Raw genomic sequence first — 24898 nt, forward strand, 5'->3', positions numbered from 1 at the left:
TCGCCGGCGTCAGCCGGCATCTGCCCGCAGGCGGTATCCCATGCCGCGCACGGTCTCGATGAGATCGACACCCATCTTCTTGCGCAAGCGGCCGACAAAGACCTCGATCGTGTTGGAATCCCGGTCGAAATCCTGGTCATAAAGGTGTTCGACGAGTTCCGTTCTCGAGACCACCTTGTCGGGATGATGCATGAGATAGGACAACAGGCGGAATTCGTGCGACGTCAGCTTGAGCGTCTGGCCGTTGACGTCCGCCTTGGAACTCTTGGTGTCGAGACGCAGCGGGCCGCAAGTCAGTTCCGACGACGCATGCCCTGCTGCCCGGCGGATCAGGGCGCGGACCCTGGCCAGCACTTCCTCGATGTGAAACGGCTTGGCGACGTAGTCGTCGGCCCCGGCGTCGATTCCGGCGACCTTGTCGCTCCAGCGGTCGCGGGCGGTCAGGATCAGCACGGGCATGGTCCGCCCCTCGCGGCGCCACCGCTCCAGGACCGACAGGCCATCGAGCTGGGGCAGGCCGAGGTCGAGAACGACCGCGTCGTAGGGTTCGGTATCGCCGAGGAAGTGACCTTCCTCGCCATCGAAGGCGCAATCGGTGACATAGCCGGCCTCGGCCAGTGCCTCGCACAGCTGCCGGTTCAGGTCCGCGTCATCCTCGATGACCAGTATTCGCATCGGCTGACGTCCTTCTCCCGTTGCAGTTCGATATTGGCGTATTTTTCAGCCGGATCAATCCTTTCGCCCGGCCTATTTATAAGGAACGACAATTTCCTGCCGGCTCGGACGCTGGCCGTAGCCCTGCGGCACGAGGACGACGATCACGCAGACGGACTTGCCGCCGCGCCTCTCCTCGGACGCCTTGGCCAACTGGCCGCCACGCTGGGAGGCAACACGCTGGCCGACGGCATAGCAGCCACCGGCCACCGGAGTGGCATCGGTCACCGGTGCGAGACCGGGACGTTGCAGGTTCCAGGCAGCGGCGGGCGACACGGCATTGACCGCAAGCACGGCGGCGGCGAGGAAAACAGGGAGGACAGTTCTTTTCATCATGGCCAAGGCTATAACCGTTTTCGCCTGAACGCGACATGAATGGATAGGCCATGGCCGTGCCCTGCCGCAATCGATTTCCGGCAAGACGCGGCCACGGCCCCGCTGGCGTCAGTCGATGACCGAGCGCGCCGACAGACGGCCGACGATGGCCGCCAGGCCGGACAGCGCCGTCGTCGCCTGGAGGATGGTCTCGGCAAGCGCGGAATTGTCCAGTCCGGCAACCGGCAGACCGGCCATGCCGGCAACCGCGCTGCCAATCGTGATCAGCGATGCCCAGATGGTTTTGGACAGGTACCAGGGTTTGGAATCCGTCATGCTCAGTTCCTTTCGTTTGCTGTTGAGGTGAAGTGCGGCAAATCGAATGCCCGCGTGGCCGGCAAGCCCCAGGCCCGCGGGCCTCCTGCCTGGCGGACCTCGACGATCACGCGGGCATGCCCGGCCGCGATGACGCCGGCGATCGATGCGCCCGGCCAGATACATGCCGGCCCGGCAACCTCCGTTTCCCATAGGCCTTTCCCGTCCGGCGTCCGGACCAGAACGCGATAGTCCTCGCGGTCCTCGCCCAGCGGAACGGCATCCCAGGTATCGGCTCGGATGCGCGACCGCCGGGTCCAGCGGAACCGGCGTCCGCCATCGGCCGCGGGGGCGCAACGGACATGCACCGGGCTGAGCGGGGTCAGGGCCCGGGTTCCGCCGCGGGCGGCAAGGCCGGTGACCGTGTCGGGCGCGGCGAAGGGGACCAGCGGACGGACACGCCATTGCAACGGCAGGTCCACTTCCCCCGCCCGCAGGCCGGCGGGCCGGACGGTCTCGTCGAGCAGGACGGCGTGGCTCCCCGCCGGGGCGCCCAGCGCCATCCGGTCCTCGGTGCCGAGCTGGCCCCTCAGAAGACAGGACAGCCGCCAGACCTGGGCGCGGATCTCCTCGGCGTGCTGGAACTGAAGGATTTCCCAGCCGGTGTCAGGCGAGCCGACAGCCATGGCATTGGCGCCACCGAACAGCGCGAGAGCGGTGACCGATTCCGGCTCGGCGTCAACGAAGGCGACGTCGAGGCTTGAGCGCCGCTCGCGCCGGGCGCCCCGTCCAGGTGCAAGATCGCGCAGAAGCGTGCCGATGGCGGCGGGGCCGGTGACCAGCGTACGGCGGTCGTAGCCGGTCGTCTCCGGAGACGCCTCGACGGCATGGGTGCGCCAGGGATCGGACCAGACGGCGACCCTGAAAGCCTCTTCCTCCGCCGCCATGGCATCGCCCATGGGCAGGTCGAGGAAGATGGCCTGGGGCGCGCCGGGCTCGGGAAACGGCACGGCCGCGGGCGTGTCCGTGACCGGGATGTCGGGTTGCGGCGGGGCGGGATTGATCCGTCGGGCCTTCAGCCGGCAGGTCAGTCCCTCTTCCAGCGACGTCACCAGCCATGTCCGGCCAGGGACGGCCGCCAGTTGCAGCGGGGCACCGACCTCGATGCCGCTCGCCGGCGGCAGGGTGACGGTGAGTTCCTGCGTTGCCGAGTCCAGCCGCGACAGCCAGCCGGATGCCAGCGCGCGGGCTGTTCCCTGGTGGAGGATGCCCGGATAGGCGAGGTTCACCTCCCCCGTGCCACGGGTCTCCGCCTCCACGCGGGCCACTGCCGTTTCATACCCCCTGAAGGGGTCGCGGAAGGCGATCACCGCCTCGCGCGGGCGGTCGCCGGCGGCAGCGTGTTCGATCACGCGCACGGCATCACCCTCGGTCTCCACGCAGTCGTCGACGATGACGGGTTCGGCGGCACGCGACTCGGAGCGGAAGGCCAGGCTGCCACCGGCCTCGTCCACCGTCAGGCCGTGCGCGGCGACGAGGGGTTCCAGGGCATCGCGGGCGCTGGAAGCGCTGTCGAGGACGATGCCGCCGGCCAGGGCATCGACGCCGCCGACATCGGCCGGAGGCACGCCGTGGCGCGACAGGACGGCATTGATGACGTCACCGATCTCGACGTCCTCGACGCGCCCGTTGAGCCAGTGGCCCCGTGCCCAGTTGCCGCCATCCGCCCAGGTCGCCGCCTGCCGCGGAAAGGCCGGAAACGGACGCGCATCCCAGGCCCAGCAATAGATCCGCGCGGAATCGACCATGGGCCGGCCGGTCAGGGGCGAAAGCGGATTGGCTGCCTCTCCGGCCTGCCAGTGGCAGTAATGGGCCTGGAGGAAGCGGCGCTGGGCAAGGCTGTCGCGCCCTCCCGAGGAGAAGTGGGGCACCGCGTTTTCCGACGACTTGGCATCGACGAAGACGTTCGGCTGGTTGGCGCCCTTGTCGATCGCCGGGCAGCCGAGTTCGGTGAACCAGACCGGTTTCGCACCCGGGACCCATGGGCTCTGCCGGCCGGTTTCCTGGCCGCCGCGGCGCTCGACGTGGACGTTCGACCACCAGCCGGCGATATCCTTGTAGCGGTACACCCAGTCCTTGCCATGGGCGCCGTCGGTGATGGGCGTACGGCTCCGAGCCGCGCGCGCTTCATCGTCTGCATAGTACCAGTCAAAGCCCTCGCCGCCAGAGATCGCAGCAGCCAGGGCCTCGGCGTCATGGGGCGAGCGGGCGCCGTCGGGATTGCCGCCGGCCCAGTCGGCGTCGCGCCAATCGGACAGGGGCATGTAGTTGTCGATGCCGACCGCGTCGATGGCGCCGTCCATCCACAGGTCGTCAAGGTTGTAGAACACATCGCCGGACCCGTCGGCGGGCCGCAGGCCGAAATATTCCGACCAGTCTGCGCCATAGGTGATGCCCGTCCCGGCACCGAGGATGGCTTTCACCTCCCGCGCCAGTTCGCGCAGACCGTGGACGAATGGGAAGACGCCGCCGTCGTCGCGCAAGGCGGTCAGGCCGCGCAGTTCCGAGCCAACGAGGAAAGCATCGACACCGCCGGCCCCGGCGCACAGCATCGCGTAGTGCAGGATCATGCGCCGGTAGCCCTCGGTATTGGCGGAGGCGGCCCAGGCGGGCGCGCCGTCGACACGGGTTCCGGCCGGTCCCTCGCCCCGCCCCAGGAAACCGGCGATCTCGGCCCGCACGGCGGCCGTGCTATCCGGCGATCCGTCCCTGCCCGGTGCCAGCGACGCCGTGATCCGGCCGCGCCAGGGGTAGGCTGCCTGCTCGCCGCCGCCCCACGGGTCCGGCAATCCGTTGGCCGGCGGGATATCCATCATGAGGAAGGGATAGAAGGCGACCCTGATGCCGCGATCCGTCAGGTCGCGGATCGCGGCGATCACGCTGGCATCGGACGGCGTACCACCATAGGCCGGGCCGCCGTCCTGGCGGCTCACGACGTGCGCCTCGTCGCGGGTCAGGCCGGCCACCTGCCAGGGCGTGTCGACATCCGGCAAGACAGCCTCGGTGACACCGGGAACGATCCGGCAATGACCGGCACGCAGGTCGGTGCCGAACCAGGCCACCACCAGGGCAACGGTTTCGAGATTCGGGCACAGGGCCTGCAATTCATCGATGGAGGCGGAGAAGTCGCTCTCGCCATGCAGGACATGGCGATTGAGCGTTTCGCGCTGCCCGGGCCTGACCTGGCGCCGGACCGCGGTCGGCGACAGGCCGTATTCGGTGGATCCCGGAATGAGCGCGACAGCCCTGACCTGGCGATGGAAATCGCCCGCGGGTGCCAATACCTCGAACTGCAGTTGCGGCACCCGGTTGCCGAAACCGTCCAGCGGCAGGCGCTCGAAGACCACATAGGCCGTCCCGCGATAGGCCGGCGCATTGCCATAGCCCTGTTTCGCTTCGATCAGCGGATCGGGAAGCTGGTCCTGCGAACCGGTGTAGACGCGCATGTCGATGCCCGACAGGTCGAGTTCGCGGCCATCGGCCCAGACACGGCGAATGCCGGCAACCGGCCCCTCGCACAGGGCGAAGGCCACGTTGGCGAAATAGCTGTACTCGGTCACCCTTGGCCCGCCCTTCAGGCCCTGGCGGCGGGTGGTGCTCCTCTCCTCGAAGCGGGTGGCCCAGATCATCGTGCCCGATACGCGCGCCGCGCCGAAGACCTGCGGCAGAACGGCACCCTCCTCGGCCTGGAAGGGCTGCATGCCGGGAAGCCGGGCGCCCTCGTAGCGCCGCGTCGACTGGATGAGGGCATTGTCGACGGCATAGCCGGCCATGGCGCCGGCGGCCGAACCGACTGCCGCGCCGACAGGACCGAGGAAGCCGCCGACAAAGGCGCCGGCCGCCTGCAACAGGATGGTGGCCATGGGTCTGTGTCCTTCAGGAAACGGGAAAGGCGAAGACGGCCGCGACGCGGCGACGCCAGGCCGGCACGAGGGCCGATTCCAGCGCACCGGCACCGGAATAGGCATGAACGAAACGGCCCTGGCCGGTCAGGATGCCGAGATGGCGGGCCGGCAATTGCGCGCGCCAGCGAAAGACGAGGAGGTCGCCGGGTTGCGCCGAGGCCAGCGGAAACGGAACTCCAAACGCCTCCCTTGCCGCGTTCATGAGAGGATCGCCGGCATCGCCTGCTGCCCAGTCGGCGCCATAGGGCCCGGGATCGGGCAAGCTGGAGCCATACACCTCGTGCCAGACGCCGCGCACGAGACCGAGGCAGTCACAGCCGACACCCCTGCGGGTTCCCTGGTGGCGATAGGGCGTTCCGATCCACCGCCGGGCGGCAGCGATGACGCGGCTTCGCGTGCCGGCCGCGGCGTCCATCATGGCACCATCGGCTTGCCGTCCAGCGGCAGGTCCTCGGTGACATAACCATAGGCCGCATCGTTGCCCGGCAGGTGCGGAAAGCCGCGAAAGTTGACGGCGTTGGAGAAACGGTCGCGGCAGGTGGCAAAGCGCCTGTCGCAACCGGCGACGACGCGCACCGTACCGCCCGCCTGCAAGGGCGGACCGGGCAATTCGGCGAGTACCAGGGTTTCATGGCCGGCGCCGCGCTGGTGGGCCAAGATCCGCAAGCGGCGGGACGATTCAGCGGCCGGGTCCGGCTCCAGCCAGCCGTTTTCCAGCCAGCCGTCCTCACCGGCCGTTCGCTCGATCCGCACCGTCACCGGCGCTTCGACTGCAAGGATGACGACGTGCTCGCTCGCTCCGGCTGCACCGAGGTCGATCCCGCAGGCCGCATCGCCCAGTTCGGCGGCGCAACGGCGACGCACGATCCGGCTGTGCGGCTTGTCCAGGCTCGCCGACAGGCTTTGAAGCTCGGCAACCAGCGCGCCGTCCCGCCGGGCAATCCGGCCGATCACGGCCGTGCGGAGAAGCGCGCGCTGCGCCGCGTCCTGCCAGTCGACCAGCCAGGTCAGCACCGTGGCGCCGTCATAGGCGCCAGCCTCGATATCCGCTTCGCAGATCCCGTCATCCGACAGGGCACCCTCGATGTCGGTTGCATCGGCGGCGAGGCCCAGGCTTCGGGTGGCTTCGGAGGCGGAAAAACCGGTTTGCGGGCGATGGTCCAGTCCGTCGAAGCGGATCACCGCGTCATGGTCCGTGAACCCCAGGACCCTGCCGTCGGCACGGCGGACCTGCCAGCACTGGCAGAGCGTCGTCACCTCGCGCGCGGCGTGCTGACGCAACAGTTCGGGAAGCCGTGTCATGGCAGGACCTCGACCAGGGGAACGGAAGGCGATTGGCCGGCCTCGAAGGCAGCCAGCGAGAGAAGGAGCTGATCCGTGTCGAAACGGACCGGAACGTCGAACTCGTAGCCGGCGGAGATCACGGCGCCCGCGGTTGGCGGTTCGACAAAGGTGACGATGCCGGTGAGGCAGTCGACGGAGAAGGCCGTTGCCTCCGCCTGTTCGACGCCATCGAGCGCAATGCGGACCGTTCCGGCGACCGGCTTGGTGACCGGACGTTCATAGGCGTCCTCCCCGTCGCCGTAGCGCTTGACCAGGGCAAAGGCTGCCGTCCGGTCATCGCCGACGGCGATCCGCTGGTCCGTCACCGCCGGGACATTCGCCAGGGCGCAGGACTTCCAGTCGAACGGATCGCGGAAGCGGAACGCGAAAAGCGAGCCGCGCCTTGCCTCGAAAAAGGTACTCAGCGCTTCCAGGTCGGACAGCGCGCGCAGCCCCGTGCCCGCGTCATAGCGGCGGCGGCCATGGGCGCGGCGCTGGTTGCGTTTCTCGCGCCCGCTCGTCAGGCGGATGATCTCGTTGACCCGTTCCGGGCCGCCGGTGGCGCCAAACCCGATGGCGACCGGGAAACGGACATCATGGAATGCGGACATGGCTTCTGCCTCAAACGTGGCGGGCGCCGCGGCGGACCGCGCGGGCCAGCATGGCCGTCACCTGCGCCTCGGACTTGCGGAAGGACGCGGCATCGTTTGCCTGGACGTTGAACGTCACGTTGACCGGGTTGCCGGCGCCCGATGGCGCGGAGACGCCAAGCGCACCATCGGCGCCACGTTTCAGCGGCAGGATGGCCTCGGTTCCGGCCTCGCCCATCAGGCCGAGGTTTCCGCCCATGGGAAAAAAGGTCGGTTCCGCAACCACGCCCCCGGCGGCAAAGGCCGTGACGCCGGGCACGCCCCCCTTCGCAAAGGGCGAGACGGCACCGGTCAGGCCGCCCAGCGCCGATGACAGCAGGCCCTGCAACGGCTTCAGGCCCTGGTCGAGCGCCATGGAAGCCATATTGAGCGCCAACTGGCGCAGAACATCTTCCAGGTCCTTGCCGGAGGTGACAGCACTCTTCAGCGCGCCAGTCATCTGCGAGCCGAAGCGCTGGGCGACGGTCTCCATGTCCTTCATGGCCGTTTCGAACGGCCGGGTATCGGCCTCGAGGCGAACGGTGAGACTGTCCGTCATGACGGTCGGTTTCCTTTCACAGGTCGGGAAAGCGTTTCATCAATGCCTCCAGATCCGCACGCGACACGGCTCGCCGCGCCTCGGGAAGAGCGACACAGGCGGCCAGTTCACGCGGGGTCATGGCCCAGAAGGCATCCGGCGGCAGCCGCAGCAGGGCGAGGCCGAGGCGCATCGCCTCGTCCCACGGGAAGGGCCTGGCTCCCTGCCCTGCTACGGCCGTGCGGGGTTTCCGGCGGTCTCCGGCGTGCCGAAGGCCGCGGCCAGGAGTGCCATTGCGAGGCGGGCCTGGCCTGCGACGCCGTCTTCCGCCGACATGGCGGCCACGTCGGAATCGGCGATGTCATGGCCGGCACCGCGCAGGCCGGCTCCAATGATGCGAACGAGATCGCGGGCGGCAAAGCGCCCCGACGACAGGCGCGCGACCAGGGCCTGGAGATCCTCGACGCCGAAGGCGTCTTCCAGTTCGGCCAGCGCTCCCAGCGTGAGGCGAAGGCGGTAATCGCGCCCGTCGAGGCGGGCCGCCACTTCGCCGCGGCGGCGGTTGGCGGGGGTGAGGAGCGAATCCATCAGGCCGCCTCGAAGGCCAGCGCGCCGGCCGATTCCAGCGCGATCTCGAAGGTGATCTCGGCATCGTGGTTGCCGGAATACTCCAGCGCCGTGACCTGGAAAGGCCCGGACACGGTTCCGAAATCGGGGATGGCCAATTGCCACGCGTTGACGGCGCCATCGAAGAATGCCAGGCGCACCAGTGCGTCCGATGCCGCGTCCTTGAAGATGCCGCTTCCGGTGACCGAGGCGCGGCGGACGCCGCTGGCGGCCAGCAATTCACGCCAGCGGCCGGCGGATTCGGAATCCGTCACATCGACGGTGGTCGCGTTGAACGCGATGCGGCGGGCGCGCAGCCCCGCCACGGTGACGTAGTCGCCCCGCCCCGCGCCGTCCAGCTTGACGAGCAGGTCCTTGCCCTTCTGAGCACCCATCGGAAAACCCCCTTGAATTTCAGAATTTTGATACGAGTACCTGAAGGCCGGTCAGACCGTTTCGGCCTGTTCCTCGACCAGGGCCCGGAAGCGCATCAGGCCGTGCTGAAGCTGCATTTCCGGGTCGTAGTTGACCTCGGCGAACTCACGAAAGAAACCGACCACGCGATGGCCTTCCAGGTCCGGCGAAAAGCCTTCCAGCGCCTTGCCCGCGGCTTCCAGCACGGCCTGGCATTCCGCCTTGCCGCGCGCCTGGGACCAGGCATGGAGGGTGACGAGATGTTCCGTCCCGGCATCGTCCGACGTCGACCAGTCATAGACGCTCGTGCGCCCGATGGTGACATAGGGGTAACGGGCGCGCTCCGGCGCCATGTCATGGACGTGAGGACCGCCGAGAAGACGCACGACATCTTCTGCCCCCGTCAGCGTGGCATGGATTGCCCGTTGCAGTTCAGCGGCTGCGCTGGTCATGATCGGGCCTCCCTTTCTTGCGTGGCGTTCCACCAGATATGGTTTCGCGGGCCGGCTTTTGCTGCAAGCCCGCATTCAATTCGCGGTGATCGGCCAGCCGGTGCGCCTGCATGGACAGGGTTCGCACCAGGTCGGCCGCGGTCAGGCGAAAGCCGAGCTTCATCGTTGCTCCTCGACGGCGAGACAGACAAGGTAGCGCCCGGTTTCATCGGGATCATGAACGGTCCGGATGGCGAACAGGCGCTCGCGGCAGCGAAACCGCATTCCGGGCAACACGCCGGCGCGATGGCGGAGGGTGACGCGATGGGTCGTTTCCTCGACGAACCGGTCGCCGGCGAAGCGCCGCGCGGCCGAGACAGGCTCGACGAGCGCGTAGATGCCGGCCGTCTCGCTCCAGCCGCCGGTGAGCCCGCCCTCGCCGTCCGGCTCAAGGTCCGGCGCTTCCAGCACGAGATAGGTGCGAAACCGGCCCGGATCGACGAACAGCACCGGCATGTCAGAGCCGCACCCTGCGGAAGGGCGCCAGAAGGCGGTCGTAGCCGGACGGCCAGGCGGTGACCCGGTCATCGACCAGCGAACCGGACCGGTGTTCGAAGAGATGGGCGGCCAGGAGGAGGATGGCCCGCTTGAGGAGGTCGGGCACGTCGGCGCCGGTGTCGCCGTGGCCAGCCTCGTAGTCGATCTCGATGCCGTTGGCGATGTCGGTGCCCGGCGCCAGGCCCGACAGGTCGACCGCCGCCGGCCGGTCATGACGGTCGAGGCGCCACTGGCCCGCGGCAATCGCGTGAACTTCGCCGTCGCGGTCGAACCGGCTGACGGATGTGACAGCCATGACCGGGGTCCGGCCAAGATCGACCCGCCGGCCCGGCGGCAGGCGGTCAAGGACCACGCGCCAGGTCTGGCGGATCAGGGCAAGGCCGGTCTGGCGTTCGACGTCGTCGCGGGCCGCGGCAAGCAGCGTCGCAAGGAGAGCATCCTCGGCGTCGCCGTCGAGGCGGAGGTGGCGTTTCACCTCGGCCAGCGAAACCGGTTCGGCGGCCGGCGCGAGGCTCTGGAACTGAATCATGTCCGGGTCTTTCCGTGTTGATCCTGAAGGGAAAAGGCGGCCCCGGCGGAAGAAGGCCGGGGCCGCGGGCGGCGCAGGGCCGGCGCGGAGGAGAAGGCGCGCCGGCCGCCCGAAAATCAGGCCGCGCCGAATTTCACCAGCTTGATGGCATCGAAGTCCTGCACGCCGCCACCGACACGCTTGGTGGTGTAGAAGAGCACGTAGGGCTTGGCGGAATAGGGATCGCGCAACACGCGCACGCCGACCCGGTCGACGACGAGGTAGCCACGGGCGAAATCGCCGAAGGCGATCGGCGTGGCGTCGGCGGCGGCGTCGGGCATGTCCTCCGCCTCGACGACGGCGAAGCCCATCAGCATGGCCTGCCCGCCGGGCGTGGCCGGCGGCTGCCAGAGGTAGTTGCCGTCGGCATCCTTCAGCTTGCGGATGGCGGCCTGCGTCTTGCGGTTCATCATCCAGCTGGCATTCTGGCGGTAACCGGCCTTCAGCGCATAGATCGTGTCGATCAGGACGTCGGAGGCGTTCTCCGTGGCCAGCGCGCCGGAAACGCCGGTGGCGACGTGGCCCAGCTGGCCCCAGGCCCAGCTGTCCTCGGCGACCGAGCCGTAATCGAGGAAGCCGCGCGGCTTGTTGACGCCATCGCCAGCGACAAAGGCCGCGCCTTCCTGCTCGGCGAAGGCGGTCTCCACTTCCGCGGCGATCCACTGGTCGAGGTTGACGGCGGCATCGTCGAGCAGCGACGCGGTGGCCGCCGGCATGGCGTAGAGCTCCATGGTCGGAAACTGGAGCTCGGCCAGGGTGGACGAGGCCGTCTCGGGTCGCGCGTCGGTCTCGCCGGCCCAGCCGACCGCCGGTCCGCTGACGGAGAACGGCTTTTTCAGCACGGCGCCGGAGACCTGGCGCACCGAGGCGACCGAGCGCACCGGCGACAGCGCGGCCAGGCGCTTGCCAATGGCCGCCTCGGTCTCGTCGGGCACGAGGTAGCCGCCGTCCTGGCCGGAGCCGTAGGACATGGCCTTGGTGTCGAGCGAACGGAGCGCGCGGTCGTCGCCGGAACGCATGTAGGCAGAAAAGGCGTCCTTGCGGGCCAGGTCGGCTACCGGGTCGGCCCGGCCGAGCGCCGGCCTTCCGCGCTGCAGGACCAGGCGGTCCATGGCCGCCTTCTGCTCGTCGAGCACGGCGGCGATGCGGTCGACCTTGTCCGTGGTCACGACGTCGGCGCTGACGCGCGCCTCGATCTCCTTCAGGCGCTCGTCGTTGGCGGCCTTGAAGGCCTCGAAGGCACCCATGAAATCGTCGAAGGCCTCGGCGACATCCTGGGCGGAACCGCTGGCGGCCTTGATCTCGGGCGCCGGTTTCGGGTTGGGTCGGGTCATGGTCATGTCCTCAGAGAAAAAGTTTCGGCCGCCCGGCGGATCGCGCCGGCAAGGCCTTCCGGGGTGTTGCGCGCGGCATCGCGCTCGCGCACCAGTTCGCCGAAGCCCTTGACGATGACCGTCCGGGCCTGGCTGCGCGTCAGGCCCGCATCCCGCGTGAGCCAGCGTTCGAATTGACGGGTGGTCGGCAGGGCGCCGGCATGCTTGACCTCGCCGATGCGCGCGCCCGGCTGCATCGGGAAGGTGACGACCGAGATCTCCCAGAGGTCGGCCTCCAGAATACGGCGGACCCCACCCTCGCCCTTGCGGGCGCGCACCGTGCGAAAGCCGATGGAGAGGCCGTCCACGGCCCCGTCGCGCATCAGGCCGAGCACCTCGCGGGCACGGGCGGACGCCGCCGACAGGCGACCGCGCACGAACAGGCCGCGGTCGTCCTCGCGCAGGTCGCTCCAGCAGCCGATGGGCAGCGCCGGATCATGCTGGAACAGCATGCGCACGCCCCCGGCGCCACGGCTGCGGAGCGAGCGGGCGAAGGCACCACGCTCGACCATGTCGTTGCCGAGGTCGATCTCGCCGAACAGGCTGGCATAGCCGCTGAACGTCCCGTCCGCATCCACGCCATCGAGCGAAACGGGCGCGTATTTCTTCTCCAGATCAATGGCTTGCATGGGAGGATTCACTTTCCGATTCCGGGCCTTGGGACGGTGATTCAGGCGTCTGCCGCAGCTCGTGGTGGGCCATCAGCCGCATCAGCAGACCGAGCGCCCACCAGGCCGACAGGCTGGCAAAGGCGGATCCGGCCAGCATGACCTCGACCGGCGAAAGGAGCGCCTTCAGGTCCAGCCGCTCGACGAGCATGAGGCCCGCCATGCCGCCGAAGACGAGGCCGGACACCAGGCCGACGAAGAAGCGCAGCGCCGCCTCGCGACGGCCGGACGGCAGCAGGTAGGCCAGCGAAATGGCCGAGCCGGCGACGGCACCGGCACCCTTCGCCGCCCACATCACATGAGTGTCAGACATCGCCCGTCCTCCCGGTGCCGCCCATCGGCTGGTATCCGGCGGCTTCACGTTTCTCGTCGACCGTCAGGAAGGTGGCCGCGTCCAGCCGCTCCCACAGGGCGTCGCGATCGCCCGACAGGCCATCCACCCGGTCGGCATCGAAGGCGAGCCGGATCCGCCCGCCGTGCAGCGGCGCCAGCCAGTGCGAGAACTCGCTGGCCAGACGGGTCACCAGCGGCACGACGGTCAGGCGGTAGAAGGCCCGGTTGGCCTCGCGGTAATTGGCATAGGTGTTGTCGCCGGGAATGCCGAGCAGCATGGGCGGCACGCCGAAGGTGAGCGCGATATCGCGCGCCGCGCCATTGCGGGCCTCGATGAAGTCCATGTCCTTCGGCGTCAGCGCCATGGCCTTCCAGTCGAGACCGCCTTCCAGCAACAAAGGCCTGCCGGCCCGTGCGGCGCCGGAATAGCCGGTTTCCAGTTCCTGACGGAGCCGGTCGAACTGCTCGGGCGTCAGGTTGCCGCCGTCCTTCGGGGCGTAGACCAGGGCACCGGACGGGCGGGCGGAATTGTCCAGAAGCGCCTTGTTCCAGGCACTGGCGGCATTGTGGACATCAAGGGCCGTCAGCGCCGCTTCCAGCGGGGCGAAACCGGCGATGTCATCGAGCGGATTGGCAAGGCGCACGTGCAGACCGGGCGCGCCTTCCGTGCCGAGCGCCACCCGACGGCTGGCGGCGCCGGTCCTGTACACCAGCGCATCGGGCCAGCCATCGGCATCGCTGGAAACCTCGACCTGGTCGGGGCGCAGCAGGTGCAGGTGCGCCATCCGGCCGGAATCGACGCGCTCGACATAGGCATTTCCCGCCATCAGCAGGTGCAGGTAGAGCGTCTCCATGAACGCCATGCCGGACTGGCGCGGATTCGGCCGGTCCAGCATGACGAGCACGGGATGCTCGTCATGTTCGGTCACACCCTCGTAGAGCAGCCAGGGAATGGCGGCCGCAGTCTGGGCGATCAGGCGCACGCAGGCATGGACGACCGGGTTGGTCATGTAGCCGTGTCGGGCCAGGACGGCATAGTCGCGGCCTGTCCAGACCGCCCCGCCGGTCATCTGCAGGGCGACGAACCCCGTTGCCGCCTTGGCCTGATCCGGCGCACCGGCCTTGATCGTCTCGGGGGCACGCATCGCCGCCCTGCCCCGGCGGGAGGTCCGGGGCCAGTGAAAAGCCATCATCGTGTTTGCTTCCTGCTGGTTCAAACGTGCCGGATGCGGGGGACGCGCCCCGGTCCCGACAGGAGAAGTTCGCTCAGTGCCCAGACCAGCGCATCCAGCCGGTCCGGCGACCGCCCGGAAGACAGGCCGGCAGCGGTGAAGTCACACATCTCGTCCTCCAGCGCCGCGAAGCGGGCCGCGTGGGCCACCTTGCCCTGCTGGTAGAGCGCGGAGACCGGTTCGGCGCGGGAAAATTTCCCTCGGGTCGCGCGTACCGCCTTGACGGGAACGCCCGGGTCCACCGAAGCGATGACGCTGGCGACCATCTCGCCGCCCTGGTTGACCTCGGCCAGCAGGCAGTCTGCCTCCAGAGCGTGGAAAAGGCGGATCGCCGCGGCCGCCCATTCATGCGGCCGCACGCCCTGGACACTGGCATCGGCCAGGACGGTGGCGTGTCCATCGACGTCGGCGCCGGCGGCGACAATGCCGCAGGCATCCGATCCCCTGGTCGAGGCTGCCGGCGGATCGACGGCCACGACGATGCGGGCGGGCGCACCGAAGCGCCGGGCGCAGGCCGCCTCGATCGCGTCTCGGTTCCACAGGGCGCCTTCCCGGTCGCCGATGATCTCGCCATCCAGTTCCTGCCGGCCGAGCCGCGTGCCGCCGTAGCGCGCCTGCACGGCCTCGATGAAGCCGGCGGCCAGGTGACGGGCATTGTCGCGGGTGGAGCCGCGCGTCACCGCGGTGTTCGGATCCGCGACCAGCCGGCGCAGAAGCGCCAGCGGCTTCGGCGTGGTGGTGACCAGCGTGCGCGGGTGGTGGCCAAGCCGCAGGCCGAAGCTGGCCATGTCCCACGTGGCGTCGAGATTTCGCCAGGCCGCCAGTTCGTCGCACCACAGCGCGTCGTGCTGGGGGCCGCGCAGGCGTTCCGGTTCCTCGGCGGAAAACAGCATGGCCACCGCCCCGTTCTTCCACACCAGCCGGCGGCGCGACACCTCGTAGACCGGCCGACCCGTGGGCCGGCCGTCACGGTCGCAATCGCCCGGCCAGCAGACCTTCAGGATGCCGCTCTCGCCGCTGACCATCACGTCGCGGGCATCGGCTGCCGTCGGCGCGATGAGGCCGATGCGCCGCGCGCCGGCCCGCACCTGGGCCCGCACCCACTCGGCGCCGGCGCGCGTCTTGCCGAACCCCCGTCCGGCGAGGATGAGCCAGACGGACCAGTCGCCGTCCGGCGGGCGCTGGGCCCGGCGGCCGACGAGCGGCCAGTCGTGGCAGGCGAAGGCCTTTGCAAGCGGATTATCGACGGCGCGCGCCGCGCGGAGCCTTGCGGGCGGCCAGGTGTCGATCGATGAGCCTGTCGAACTCCTTCGCGGCATTCGTGATCTCCGACTGGGTGAGCGTGACGGCTTCCGGCCCGGACACGAGCTGGCCGCAGGTGGGACAGTTTTCGCCGGGCCCCGGCGCGACGGGCTGCGGCGCGACTGCCGCGGTGGCCCTGAATTCCTCTTCGACCCGCAGGCGGCGGATGCGCTGACGCTCGGCCTGGCCCTCGGTCCAGCGACGCATCGCTTCCGGCTCGCGCCTCAGGAACTTGTCGAACGTGACGGCCACGACGCCGAAGGCTTCGGCCGCGTCGGTCTTGCTGGGCATCTGCAACGCGTAAGCATGGACGCGCTCCAGCACGTCCGGCGTGGGGCGCAACAGCGGCGGGCGACCGCCCCTCTTCTTCTGCGGCTGCGGCACCGGCGGCACAGCGCCGGCCGACGCCGGCCCCTGCGGGTCATCGCTCATGAACACCTCGGAAATGTCAGTGAAACTCGGCTTTCGTCGCGGAGCGCTGCCCCCTGGCGCAACTCTCCGACCGTAGCCAGAGACTACCATGGCAGCGTCACGGTGTGGAAAACGCAGGGCGGAAAAAATGCTGCGGACGGTCAGGGAAAGAAGCGATCCGCATCCCGCAGCCAGCCGCGCCAGCAAGTAGTGGATGTGTGCGAGGCTGTTTTGACGACCCCTCGCCCGAAGGAGAACAGGAACCAATGCCCCCCGTCGCGACGGAAACCATGTCACAAGAAATTGGGCCTCTCACACCCGGAACGTGAGGCTTTTCACTTGCCGTTGGCGCCCAAATGCGGAAAAGTGCAGCGCTCCAGAAGGGGCCTTGCGCGACGCGCGCCACGCCTTGGCGTGCCCGGACAAAGCGAGCCATGAAGAACCCGTTCGAAAAGCGAAAATCCAAAGGCCCCAAGGCATCCAGGCTCCTCGAAATCGACGCCTGGATCGATTCGACGCTGTACGAATCGCAATTCGCCGCAGCGGAAACCTGGGAGAACATCACGATCTTCTTCCGCCGGTTCCGCGCCACCGGGTGGCGGCGGATCGTCTTCGAACTTCTGTCGGAAGGCTTCACGATGGGAACCGCCGGTTGCATCGTCATGCTGGCGCTGGCCATGCCGGCCTTCGAGGAGACCACCAAGGACTGGCGGGCACAGGACGACTACGCCGTCACCTTCCTCGACCGTTACGGCAACGAGATCGGCAAGCGCGGCATCCTGCAACGCGATTCGGTGCCGGTGGACGAGATGCCGGACTATGTCATCAAGTCGGTGCTGGCGACCGAGGACCGGCGTTTCTTCGAGCATTTCGGGATCGATTTCGTGGGCCTCGCCCGCGCGATGTTCGAAAATGCGCGCGCGAATGCCGTGGTTCAGGGCGGCTCCACGCTGACGCAGCAGCTGGCCAAGAACCTGTTCCTCTCCAACGAACGCACGCTGGAGCGCAAGATCAAGGAAGCCTTCCTGGCGCTCTGGCTCGAGGCCAACCTGACGAAGAAGGAAATCCTGCAGCTTTATCTCGACCGCGCCTACATGGGTGGCGGGACGTTCGGCATCGCGGCGGCGGCGGAATTCTATTTCAACAAGGACGTCAAGGACCTCTCCATGGCCGAAGGGGCCATGCTGGCGGGCCTGTTCAAGGCGCCGGCGCGCTATGCGCCGCACGTCAACCTGCCGGCCGCCCGTGCGCGGGCCAACGAGGTGCTGACCAACCTGGTGCAGAGCGGGTTCTTCACCGAGGGCCAGGTGATCGCGGCCCGGCGCCACCCGGCGACACCGGTGGACCGCGACAGCGGCGAGACGCCCGACTACTTCCTCGACTGGGCCTTCGAGCAGGTCAAGGACGTGGCGGCGCGGATGCCCAACCACGCGCTGGTGGCACGCACGACGATCGACATGAACCTGCAGAAGGCGGCCGAGGAATCCTGCGAATTCCACCTGCGCCAGTTCGGCAAGAGCTACGGCGTGGAGGAATGCGCCATGGTCGTGCTGGAGAACAACGGCGCGGTGCGCGCCATCGTCGGCGGGCGCGACTACGGGCAAAGCCAGTTCAACCGCGCCACCAAGGCGCTGCGGCAGGCCGGTTCCTCGTTCAAGCCCTATGTCTACGCGGCGGGCATGGAAGCGGGGCTGACGCCCGAAACCGTGATCCCGGATGCGCCGATTTCGTGGGGACGCTGGTCGCCGAAGAACTACTCGCGCGGCTATCGTGGCAACATCAACCTGACGACGGCGCTGGTGAAGTCGATCAACACGGTGCCGGTGCGGATGCTGCGCGACAAGATCCCCGGCGGATCGACGACGGTGAAGGCGCTGTGCGAAGCGATGGGCGTGGAGTCGGAGATATCGACCCACAAGACCATGGCGCTGGGCATTTCCGGCATGACGGTCATGGACCAGGCGACCGGCTACCTGACCTTCGCCGATGGCGGCTTGTCGGGCAAGCGCCACGGCATCACGCAGCTGACCACCTATTCCGGCGACGTGCTCTACGACTATTCGCGCGATGCACCGGCGCCGAAGCGGGTTCTGAGCGAGAAGACCGTGGACGAGATGAACTCCATCCTGGTGCAGATCCCGGAGTGGGGAACGGCCCGGCGCGCAGCTCTGGAGATAACCCCGGCGGCAGGCAAGACCGGAACAACGCAGTCGTACCGCGATGCCTGGTTCGTCGGTTTTACGGGCAACTACACGGCGGCGGTATGGATGGGCAACGACGATTACTCTCCAACACATCGTCTTACCGGCGGTTCACTTCCGGCCATGACCTGGAAACGTGTCATGGAGTACGCCCACCAAGGTATAGAGCTGAAGCCGATCCCGGGTGCAGGCCGGCCAGTCCCCGAAGCGCCGGAGAAAAAGGAAGACGGCAGCGAGACGGCAGCGGGCGCCAATGGCGAGCCGGCACCGGACCGCCCCCTGGTGCTTTCGGCCGAAACCGTTCGCGTGCTGCGCAACCTCGCCGACGCGTTCCACCAGGCAGCCCCCCTTCCCGGCCCCGCCCCGTCCGCCCGCCTGACCGCCATCGACCCGACCGACACCTCCGGCACAAGGCCCTGAGACGAGGCGCTTGCCATCGGCGATCCTGCTCGGATAAACCCGGACCCATGCTCCACCTCCCTGACCGTCAGCGAGTCGGCCACTCATGATCAGAACCATCGTCCTGGCCGCGCTTGCCCTCGCGATCGCTTTCGGCGGCGGCGGATGGACCCTCTGGCGGCTGATGGAGGCCGAATGGCGGCCCGGCGCATTGCAGATCGGACCGTGGATCGCCTATGCGCTGGCGGGCACACCGGATGCCGACCCCTATACCAAGGCCCGGATCGCACGCGGCGCCGAACTGCCGCTGGGCGCCGGCGAAGGGATCGCCTTTTCAGCCCGCAGGGACAGTGCCGGCGCGGCCCTGCGCCCCGGTTGCGCCTATCGCATCGAGGGTGCCCTGCCACCCTCGCGCCTGTGGACGCTCTATGTTGCCGACGAGCACATGAGGCCGATCCTTGCCCGTCCTCCCCTGCCCTCGGCCCTGCACGCGCGCAAGGTGATTTATGACGATGACGGCACGATCAGCATCCGGGTTTCCCCGGCCGCTGCGCCCGGCAACTGGCTCGCCCTTGGCGCCACGGGCGATTTTCACCTGGTGCTGACCCTCTACGACAGCGAGATTTCCGGCAGCACCTCGGCGCGGGAGGTCACCATGCCGCAGATCCTGAACGAGGGATGCGATGGCTAGGCTCTTCTACGCGATTGCGCTCGGCCTCGCCGGTGCCGGCATCATCCACATCGCCGCGCTGCTTCTCGTGCCGCACTATGCGACCAACGATGCCTGGAACCGGATCTCGGCGCTGGAACCCGACTACGCTTTCCGGATCGTGGAGCCGGCGGGCGCGGAAGCCTCAGGCATCATCGAAGTCCACGATCCCGAGTTCGCGATTGCCGCGTGCCGTTTCGACCTCGCCGACGGGCCGGTTCACATCACTGCGCCGGGTGGCGCCGATTTCTGGTCGGTCTCGGTCTTCAACAGCCGTGGCCAGAACACCTATTCCTTCAACGACCGGAACGCCGCGTCGGGCGCGCTCGACCTTGCCATCGCCACCCCGGTGCAAATGATCGAACTGCGCAAGAACCTTCCGGACAGCTTTGCCGACGCCGTGTTCGTGGAAGCGGACATCGATCGCGGCATGGCGGTGCTGCGCGTTTTCCAGCCGGATGCCGCCAGCGCTACCACGGTGCAGCGGATGCTGGAAAAGGCTGATTGCGAGCCGTTCGCGCTTTGACCCATGGTTCGCGCTTCAGCGCAGCGGCGCATTGCGCGGCGATTTCGCCGTTGCTGCCGCCATCACGGCCGCCATGCGCTCGTAGCGGACGCCCGGGAAAATGATCACCTTTGCCGGTGCCTGGCGCTTGCGCGCGGCATGAGCCGCCTTACGTGCCGAAAACTTCAGTATCGTTGCCATTGCCCATCTCCGTTCGGGTCTCGGGACCAATACGCGGGGGCACACTCAGTGGCTCCATCTGGCCAGAGTGCGGTTAACAACTTGCTAACGCATTTCGTGCAATTTTCTTCCCAACCTTGGCAGCCGCCGAGTTCCATGGCGGCCTGATCGTTTCGTTTGGCGTGGTGTGATGTCCGAGTCCAGTTCCATGAGCAATGACTTCCGCAATCTGGAAAGACCCAAGGACGGCAGCCGCGCCTGCCAGCTCTTCCGGGCATCGGCAAGTGCCTTCGGCTCGCTGTCGCGCCCGACGAAAGCCGAGATCCAGCAGTTCGAGGAACTGTCGCTGGCGCTGTACGAAAAGGTTCCGGAAGGCGCCCGCCGCCACGCGGCGGTCATGATCGCGACCAACGGCTTTGCACCGCGGGCCCTCGTGCTGAAACTGGCGAACGAGCCGGCGGCCGTGAGCGCCCCTCTTCTGGCCAACTCGCCGATCCTGCTGGCTCGGGACATTCCGCCGCTGATCGCCCGCCACGGCGTCATGCATGCACGGATCCTCGCGCAGCGCAGCGACCTGGAGCCAGCCCTGCGCGCCTTGCTGGCAGTCTTCGTGCGAAACAATGGCGACGAGGCCGATACGGACGACGCCATGAGGCCGGCTGCCGCGCCTGTTGCCAAAGTCGTCAAAACACCGGATCGCGCGCCGGCTCCCCTTTCGAACGCTTTGGCAGAGGATGTCCGGTCCGCCCTTCGCGGGGCAATGGCCGCCAACTCCGGCCGGCCCGAACTCCCGGTCACGACGGCGCGACCTGCGCTGGCACCCGAAGCGCGACTTCAGCCGACCGCGCTCAGCGGCAACCCGGTCTTCTTTCAGACCGCGCTCGCCGATGCACTCGAGCTTCCGTTTCAGAAAATCGGTGACATCCTTTCGCAGGACCGCCAAGCGAACCTGATCATGGCGCTCCGGTCCATTCCCCTGCCGGCCGAAAAGGCATTCGTGATTGCCGCCGCACTGTGGCCGCAGCGCTTTGCGTCACCCCAGGCGATCGCGCGTTTCCTCCAGCGCTACAAGCTCACGGCCATCGACGCGGCGCGTGACCGGGTGGCGCGCTGGCGCGAAGACCTCGCCGAGGACGCCCAGGAAGACCGCTTCACCGGGCATGTGAAAGAGCCCGCCCGTAACGACGACGGCTTCCAGGTCCGCCTCAGGGCGTCGTGACCTCGAAAAACGTACCGGCCTCCCCGCCGGTCGGCTCGATCTCGACGATCCAGACGTCCGGATCAAAACGGATCTCGCGCTGGAGCCTGTCGTCAGCGGCGAAGGGATCGTCCCCCAGATTGACCTCGACGAAGAGGCGATCGGCCGGGCGCTCCTCCCCGTAGCCGGATTGCGGCGCGGGCGCGAAGAGCCGGACCAAGCCGTCCCTCCCCCGCCACTTGATGAAGATCGCGCCGGCTTCCGTTGCGCCCCGCCGCTCAATGGCGGCAAAGCCGCCGTCTGCGAAAACACGGCGGACCAGGGCAGAAACCCAGAGATCGGAAGTCAGGCGCATGAGCATTCCGGCCCGATCAGTTGATCAGGCCGATTTCCTTCATCTTGGCGACGACCGCGTCGTCGGCCTCGCCGGTCTGAGGCAGCCCGAAAAGTGACTGGAACTCGACGATGGCGCTGCGCGTGCGCGCACCCGGCAGGCCGTCAATGATGATCTGGTCATTGCCGAAGCTGCGCAAGCCGGCCTGGACGCGTTTCACCTGCTCGTTGCCCTGGTCGGCCGGGGCGGGCCCGCCATCCGTTTCCTCGGGCCGCGAGACGGCAACCGGACGCGGGGTGGGCGCCGGTACGGCACCGGTCGGTTCGAGCGACACGTTCTGCGGCACGGGGTTTTCCACCGATGCCACGCGCCGGCCGTCGAGCTGGCGCATCAGGTCCGCGGAGATCTCTCCTGTCACCGGAAGGCCGACGATGCGCTGGTATGTTTTTACCGCTTCGCGGGTCTGCGGCCCGTTCAGTCCGTCGACGGCGCCATCATAGAGCTTGAGGCCAGCAAGAACCTGCTGCACATGCGCCAGTCCGGGATCGCCTTCCACCGGCCGCGCCTTCGCGACCTTGGGCTCGTCCTCGATGACGATGCGAGTCCGGCTTTCATGGAAGACCGGATCCACGGCCCTGGGCGCCTTGTAGGCAGAGAAATCGCGGGTGGCGAATAGCGGCGCGCTATGGGCCTGCGGCTGGTACCAGACCGCGTTGGCCGACACGTAGAAAAGGGTCACGGCGAAGGCCGCGACACCACCGACAACAACCGGGTTGCGCAGCACGAAAGCACCCAGCGAACCGGCCGCCACCTGGAAAACGTCGGCGATTCCCGGGTCGAGATCAGGCTGTCTTGCGGTACGGGCCATGGCTGGTCATGTCCTCCTGCTCTGCGTTGGGCAAACGGTGCATCCGGCACTTGGCACCGCTGGCGGCCAGGGTGACAGACACGCAGGTGCCCTCTCCCGGCGCGCTGTCGATGGCGATCGTTCCTCCGTGAAGCTGCACCAGCCCCTTGACCAGGGAGAGGCCCAGGCCGGTGCCCTCGAAATTCCGCGTGTAGTCGTTCTGGACCTGCATGAAGGGCTGGCCCAGGCGCTTCAGGTCGCTTTCGGCGATGCCGATACCGCTGTCATTGACCCAGAAGGTGAACTGGTCGCCGGTCCTGCGGGCGCCGAGCGTGACGTCTCCCCCGTCCGGCGTGAACTTGACGGCATTGGACAGGAGATTGATCAGGATCTGCTGGATGGCGCGGCGATCCGCGACAAGATCGCCCAGGTCGGTGCCGAAAACCGTTTCCAGCCGGATGTTCTTCGAAGAAGCCTGTTGCAACGCGATCGACCGCGGCATGGCGGCAGCCTCGGTAAAGTCGAAGGCCTCGGCATGGATTGCATAGGCGCCGGACTCGATCTTCGACACGTCGAGGATGGCATTGACCACGGACAGAAGATGCGCGCCCGACTTGGAAATCAGGCCGACATATTCCTTCTGACGCGGGTCTTCGAAGCCACCGAACAATTCCTGGTCCAGGATGTCGGCGAAACCGATGATGGCGTTGAGCGGGGTTCGCAGTTCATGGCTGACCGATGCCAGGAACCGGTTCTTGGCGATCGACGCGCTCTCGGCATTGTCCTGAACCGCGCGCAGTTCCTCGCGCAGCCTCTCGGTCCGGGCATCGTCGGCCAGGAACACCGTCAGGGTCCCGTTCCAGTTGCGGGCAAAATGGGCATGGAAGGCGTGCATCTGGCCCGATGCGCCCTTCCCGGTTTCCGGCAGGCGGATACGCACCACCGTTTCGCGCGTCGCCGCGCCCTCGCGCATGTCGGCCACCGCGGTCAGCCATTCGACACGGTCGGTCACGAGCATGCGCTCGAAAAGTCCGCCGCCAATCAGCAGGCCGGGGTGCAGGCCCATGACGCTGCGGGCCTTGTGCGAGGCAGACAGGACCTGCCCGTCCTCGTCCAGCGACAGGACCACGACGGGCTGAAGATCGGACGCGGCGCCGGCCTCTTCGGCTTCCCGGGTCGCGGCCGTGCGGCCCGCCTCGCTGGCATAGAGGCGGAGAACGAGGCTGGCCACCCATGCCAGCGGCGCCAGTACCAGCCAGGCCGGGGCGGCCTGTTGCGCGATCGGGCCAAGCAGGCCCTGCGACAGCACGATGGCGACCGAAAACGCGAGGCCGGTCAGTAGGGCCGGTTTCGAGCGGCGCACCCACCAGGCTTCTGCAGCCGGAACCGCGGCCAGGAGGGCGATGGGACCGGACAGCCCCCCGGTCATGGCGAGGATGGCGGCGCAGACCGTGGAGAGGACGACCAGGCCGGCGAGACCGGCAAATCCGTCACGGCCGGTCAGCGACACCGTGGCAACCATCGCAAGCGCGCAAACCGCGACGATGCCGGCGACGGCGAGGACATAGGCGAAAGGCAGGATGGCCGCGGCAGTGGCGAAAAAGGCAAAGGCAAAAACAGGCTGCGCGCCAAGGGCCAGGGCGAACAGGCGAAGCTGAGCCTGCCGTGCCTCCGGGTCCTTGACCCGGGGATGCAGCAACCGGTCGCCGAGGCTCCTCAGGCTCGTCATCCAGTCCGGAAGAAAGTTATGCGATTCATTCACTGCGCGGATACCCGATACTCTTGAATACGCTGCCCGAACGGGCACAGGCGAAACTTGCCACCGATGCTTTAAGGAATGGATAAGCCAAGCGGCAGGAATTGGCAGTGGCGTGGCAGGCCGGACGAAATCCGGGCCAATCGAAATCATGGTTAACCAGCGGTAAGCCCCTCGCGGAACGGCCGTGCAGAGTCTCGCCGGCATGGGTCCGGTTCGTTTCCTTCCCGTTTTTCAACGGGTTGAATGGTTACCGGTTCGTTCACGATGGTCCGGGGATTTGCATCAATTTCATCTCGAATGCCGACCAGTCGAATTTGAAGCAGATTTGCTGCAAATGCGGACCAGCGGCGCAAACCGGTCTTGGCAGCGGCGCGGGTACGCAGACGGTCGGTTTTCGAAGCCGCGCCCGGAAAAGCCAACGAGAAGCGCGGCCATGCAGGAAAGGGCTTCTTGATGTTCACTTTGCTTCGCCTCGCCTTCTGGGGCAGCCTCCTGTTGCTGGTGGTTCCCATCAACAGCGACGGTTCCCTGAAGGCCGTCGACCTGATCAGCCCCGTCGAGGCAGCCTCGACGGTGCGTGACGTGGTGACGGATCTCAGCCAGATCTGCGACCGGAACCCGGATATGTGCGACCGCGGCAGGACCATTGCCGTGACCCTCGGCGAACGGGCGCGGACGGTCGCCCGGGCCGCCTATGACGCGATGGAGGACCGCGGTACGGTACCCGACCGGGACATCCAGACCGGCGGGATCGAAAAGTAGTCGCAACCAGCCTTTGCCGCGTTGCGAGGGCTCCCGTGCTTTCCCTTGCCGGGACCGATCCCGGCTGCGCCGCAGGACGCTTCGCCCTTTCTGTCCCGCGACGCCTTTTCTTCGGCCTGATCGTGCCGGACCTGTTCCATCCGGGCAGCGATCCCACATTTCCTTGAAACGCCTTTCCACGCCTCGGATGGAACGCGAAACCGGTTTCCACTTTCGCTGCAATTGCTCTTCTCTGCCGCAATCGCGAACGCGAAACCGGTTTCCACTTTCGCTGCAATTGCTCTTCTCTGCCGCAATCGCGAACGCGAA

General features: G+C 67.7%; 30 protein-coding genes and 1 pseudogene. 5 read left to right on the forward strand and 26 right to left on the reverse strand.

Annotation, left to right across the window (positions count from 1 at the left end):
- Window positions 1-9 precede the first annotated feature (9 nt).
- The 21 genes and pseudogenes from CSC94_RS06790 to CSC94_RS06885 form a co-directional block, all read right to left on the reverse strand.
- A complete protein-coding gene (locus CSC94_RS06790; RefSeq protein WP_099305130.1) occupies window positions 10-675 on the reverse strand; it encodes a winged helix-turn-helix domain-containing protein in 666 nt (221 codons plus the stop codon).
- Between the two features lie 72 nt (window positions 676-747).
- A complete protein-coding gene (locus tag CSC94_RS06795; RefSeq protein WP_099305132.1) occupies window positions 748-1050 on the reverse strand; it encodes a hypothetical protein in 303 nt (100 codons plus the stop codon).
- A 108-nt stretch (window positions 1051-1158) separates the two neighbouring features.
- Window positions 1159-1365, reverse strand: coding sequence for a hypothetical protein (locus CSC94_RS06800; RefSeq protein WP_099305134.1), 207 nt, complete (start codon window positions 1363-1365; stop codon window positions 1159-1161).
- Window positions 1366-1367: 2 nt separating this feature from the next.
- Window positions 1368-5267 carry a baseplate multidomain protein megatron gene (locus CSC94_RS06805; protein ID WP_099305136.1) on the reverse strand — a complete coding sequence of 1300 codons (3900 nt, stop codon included), beginning with the start codon at window positions 5265-5267 and terminating at the stop codon, window positions 1368-1370.
- A gap of 13 nt (window positions 5268-5280) precedes the next feature.
- Complete coding sequence (locus tag CSC94_RS06810; protein ID WP_245408278.1) at window positions 5281-5727, reverse strand: NlpC/P60 family protein; 447 nt, start codon at window positions 5725-5727, stop codon at window positions 5281-5283.
- On the reverse strand, window positions 5724-6611 hold the full coding sequence (locus tag CSC94_RS06815; protein ID WP_099305138.1) for a DUF2163 domain-containing protein: 888 nt from the start codon (window positions 6609-6611) through the stop codon (window positions 5724-5726). Before CSC94_RS06815 ends, CSC94_RS06810 begins: the two co-directional genes overlap by 4 nt.
- Window positions 6608-7243: a DUF2460 domain-containing protein gene (locus tag CSC94_RS06820; protein ID WP_099305140.1), complete on the reverse strand. Its 636-nt coding sequence runs from the start codon at window positions 7241-7243 to the stop codon at window positions 6608-6610. The genes CSC94_RS06815 and CSC94_RS06820 overlap by 4 nt, the downstream gene beginning before the upstream one ends.
- 10 nt (window positions 7244-7253) lie before the next feature.
- Entirely contained in the window at window positions 7254-7820 is a 567-nt protein-coding gene (locus tag CSC94_RS06825) for a phage tail tape measure protein (protein WP_099305142.1), read from the reverse strand.
- Between the two features lie 16 nt (window positions 7821-7836).
- A pseudogene (locus CSC94_RS06830) lies at window positions 7837-8001 on the reverse strand (rcc01693 family protein); the annotation flags it as partial.
- Between the two features lie 29 nt (window positions 8002-8030).
- Window positions 8031-8387 (reverse strand): gene transfer agent family protein, encoded by a 357-nt coding sequence (locus CSC94_RS06835; RefSeq protein ID WP_099305146.1) that lies wholly within the window; start codon window positions 8385-8387, stop codon window positions 8031-8033.
- On the reverse strand, window positions 8387-8800 hold the full coding sequence (locus CSC94_RS06840; protein ID WP_099305148.1) for a phage major tail protein, TP901-1 family: 414 nt from the start codon (window positions 8798-8800) through the stop codon (window positions 8387-8389). Before CSC94_RS06840 ends, CSC94_RS06835 begins: the two co-directional genes overlap by 1 nt.
- 51 nt (window positions 8801-8851) lie before the next feature.
- Entirely contained in the window at window positions 8852-9271 is a 420-nt protein-coding gene (locus tag CSC94_RS06845) for a DUF3168 domain-containing protein (RefSeq protein WP_165784349.1), read from the reverse strand.
- Window positions 9252-9434, reverse strand: coding sequence for a hypothetical protein (locus CSC94_RS24570; RefSeq protein ID WP_165784350.1), 183 nt, complete (start codon window positions 9432-9434; stop codon window positions 9252-9254). The genes CSC94_RS06845 and CSC94_RS24570 overlap by 20 nt, the downstream gene beginning before the upstream one ends.
- On the reverse strand, window positions 9431-9766 hold the full coding sequence (locus CSC94_RS06850; RefSeq protein WP_099305152.1) for a phage head closure protein: 336 nt from the start codon (window positions 9764-9766) through the stop codon (window positions 9431-9433). Before CSC94_RS06850 ends, CSC94_RS24570 begins: the two co-directional genes overlap by 4 nt.
- Before the next feature lies 1 nt (window position 9767).
- The gene (locus CSC94_RS06855; protein WP_099305154.1) at window positions 9768-10337 is read right to left on the reverse strand and encodes a head-tail connector protein; all 570 of its coding nucleotides are present in this window, start codon (window positions 10335-10337) and stop codon (window positions 9768-9770) included.
- Between the two features lie 116 nt (window positions 10338-10453).
- On the reverse strand, window positions 10454-11710 hold the full coding sequence (locus CSC94_RS06860) for a phage major capsid protein (protein ID WP_245408279.1): 1257 nt from the start codon (window positions 11708-11710) through the stop codon (window positions 10454-10456).
- Between the two features lie 2 nt (window positions 11711-11712).
- Entirely contained in the window at window positions 11713-12378 is a 666-nt protein-coding gene (locus CSC94_RS06865; protein WP_099305158.1) for an HK97 family phage prohead protease, read from the reverse strand.
- Complete coding sequence (locus tag CSC94_RS06870; protein WP_099305160.1) at window positions 12365-12730, reverse strand: DUF6107 family protein; 366 nt, start codon at window positions 12728-12730, stop codon at window positions 12365-12367. Before CSC94_RS06870 ends, CSC94_RS06865 begins: the two co-directional genes overlap by 14 nt.
- A complete protein-coding gene (locus CSC94_RS06875) occupies window positions 12723-13940 on the reverse strand; it encodes a phage portal protein (RefSeq protein ID WP_099305300.1) in 1218 nt (405 codons plus the stop codon). Before CSC94_RS06875 ends, CSC94_RS06870 begins: the two co-directional genes overlap by 8 nt.
- A gap of 23 nt (window positions 13941-13963) precedes the next feature.
- Entirely contained in the window at window positions 13964-15301 is a 1338-nt protein-coding gene (locus CSC94_RS06880; protein WP_099305162.1) for a DNA-packaging protein, read from the reverse strand.
- A complete protein-coding gene (locus CSC94_RS06885; protein WP_099305164.1) occupies window positions 15222-15716 on the reverse strand; it encodes a hypothetical protein in 495 nt (164 codons plus the stop codon). Before CSC94_RS06885 ends, CSC94_RS06880 begins: the two co-directional genes overlap by 80 nt.
- Window positions 15717-16129: 413 nt before the next feature.
- Between CSC94_RS06885 and CSC94_RS06890 the strand changes: the two genes are divergently transcribed.
- The 3 genes from CSC94_RS06890 to CSC94_RS06900 all read left to right on the forward strand — a co-directional run bounded on the left by CSC94_RS06890 (window position 16130) and on the right by CSC94_RS06900 (window position 19530).
- On the forward strand, window positions 16130-18316 hold the full coding sequence (locus CSC94_RS06890; protein ID WP_099305166.1) for a transglycosylase domain-containing protein: 2187 nt from the start codon (window positions 16130-16132) through the stop codon (window positions 18314-18316).
- 85 nt (window positions 18317-18401) lie between these two features.
- Window positions 18402-18986 (forward strand): DUF1214 domain-containing protein, encoded by a 585-nt coding sequence (locus CSC94_RS06895; protein ID WP_099305168.1) that lies wholly within the window; start codon window positions 18402-18404, stop codon window positions 18984-18986.
- Entirely contained in the window at window positions 18979-19530 is a 552-nt protein-coding gene (locus tag CSC94_RS06900; protein ID WP_099305170.1) for a DUF1254 domain-containing protein, read from the forward strand. The genes CSC94_RS06895 and CSC94_RS06900 overlap by 8 nt, the downstream gene beginning before the upstream one ends.
- Window positions 19531-19545: 15 nt before the next feature.
- On the opposite strand, the gene CSC94_RS24575 is transcribed toward CSC94_RS06900, so the two are convergent.
- A complete protein-coding gene (locus CSC94_RS24575; RefSeq protein WP_165784351.1) occupies window positions 19546-19710 on the reverse strand; it encodes a hypothetical protein in 165 nt (54 codons plus the stop codon).
- A 187-nt stretch (window positions 19711-19897) separates the two neighbouring features.
- On the opposite strand from CSC94_RS24575, the gene CSC94_RS06905 reads away from it, so the two are divergent.
- On the forward strand, window positions 19898-20908 hold the full coding sequence (locus tag CSC94_RS06905) for a hypothetical protein (RefSeq protein WP_133122838.1): 1011 nt from the start codon (window positions 19898-19900) through the stop codon (window positions 20906-20908).
- Here CSC94_RS06905 and CSC94_RS06910 read toward each other — a convergent pair.
- The 4 genes from CSC94_RS06910 to CSC94_RS24170 all read right to left on the reverse strand — a co-directional run bounded on the left by CSC94_RS06910 (window position 20895) and on the right by CSC94_RS24170 (window position 24288).
- A complete protein-coding gene (locus CSC94_RS06910) occupies window positions 20895-21242 on the reverse strand; it encodes a DUF1491 family protein (protein WP_099305302.1) in 348 nt (115 codons plus the stop codon). The two genes, CSC94_RS06905 and CSC94_RS06910, sit on opposite strands and share 14 nt — an antisense overlap.
- Before the next feature lie 16 nt (window positions 21243-21258).
- Window positions 21259-22089, reverse strand: coding sequence for a peptidoglycan-binding domain-containing protein (locus CSC94_RS06915; protein WP_099305174.1), 831 nt, complete (start codon window positions 22087-22089; stop codon window positions 21259-21261).
- On the reverse strand, window positions 22064-23797 hold the full coding sequence (locus tag CSC94_RS06920; RefSeq protein ID WP_165784352.1) for an ATP-binding protein: 1734 nt from the start codon (window positions 23795-23797) through the stop codon (window positions 22064-22066). Before CSC94_RS06920 ends, CSC94_RS06915 begins: the two co-directional genes overlap by 26 nt.
- A gap of 182 nt (window positions 23798-23979) precedes the next feature.
- Complete coding sequence (locus CSC94_RS24170) at window positions 23980-24288, reverse strand: hypothetical protein (RefSeq protein WP_133122839.1); 309 nt, start codon at window positions 24286-24288, stop codon at window positions 23980-23982.
- Here CSC94_RS24170 and CSC94_RS06925 point away from each other — a divergent pair.
- Window positions 24281-24589 carry a DUF5330 domain-containing protein gene (locus CSC94_RS06925; protein ID WP_099305178.1) on the forward strand — a complete coding sequence of 103 codons (309 nt, stop codon included), beginning with the start codon at window positions 24281-24283 and terminating at the stop codon, window positions 24587-24589. The two genes, CSC94_RS24170 and CSC94_RS06925, sit on opposite strands and share 8 nt — an antisense overlap.
- The last annotated feature ends 309 nt before the right edge of the window (window positions 24590-24898 follow it).

It is taken from the genome of Zhengella mangrovi, assembly GCF_002727065.1.
Classification (GTDB): Bacteria; Pseudomonadota; Alphaproteobacteria; order Rhizobiales; family Rhizobiaceae; genus Zhengella; species Zhengella mangrovi.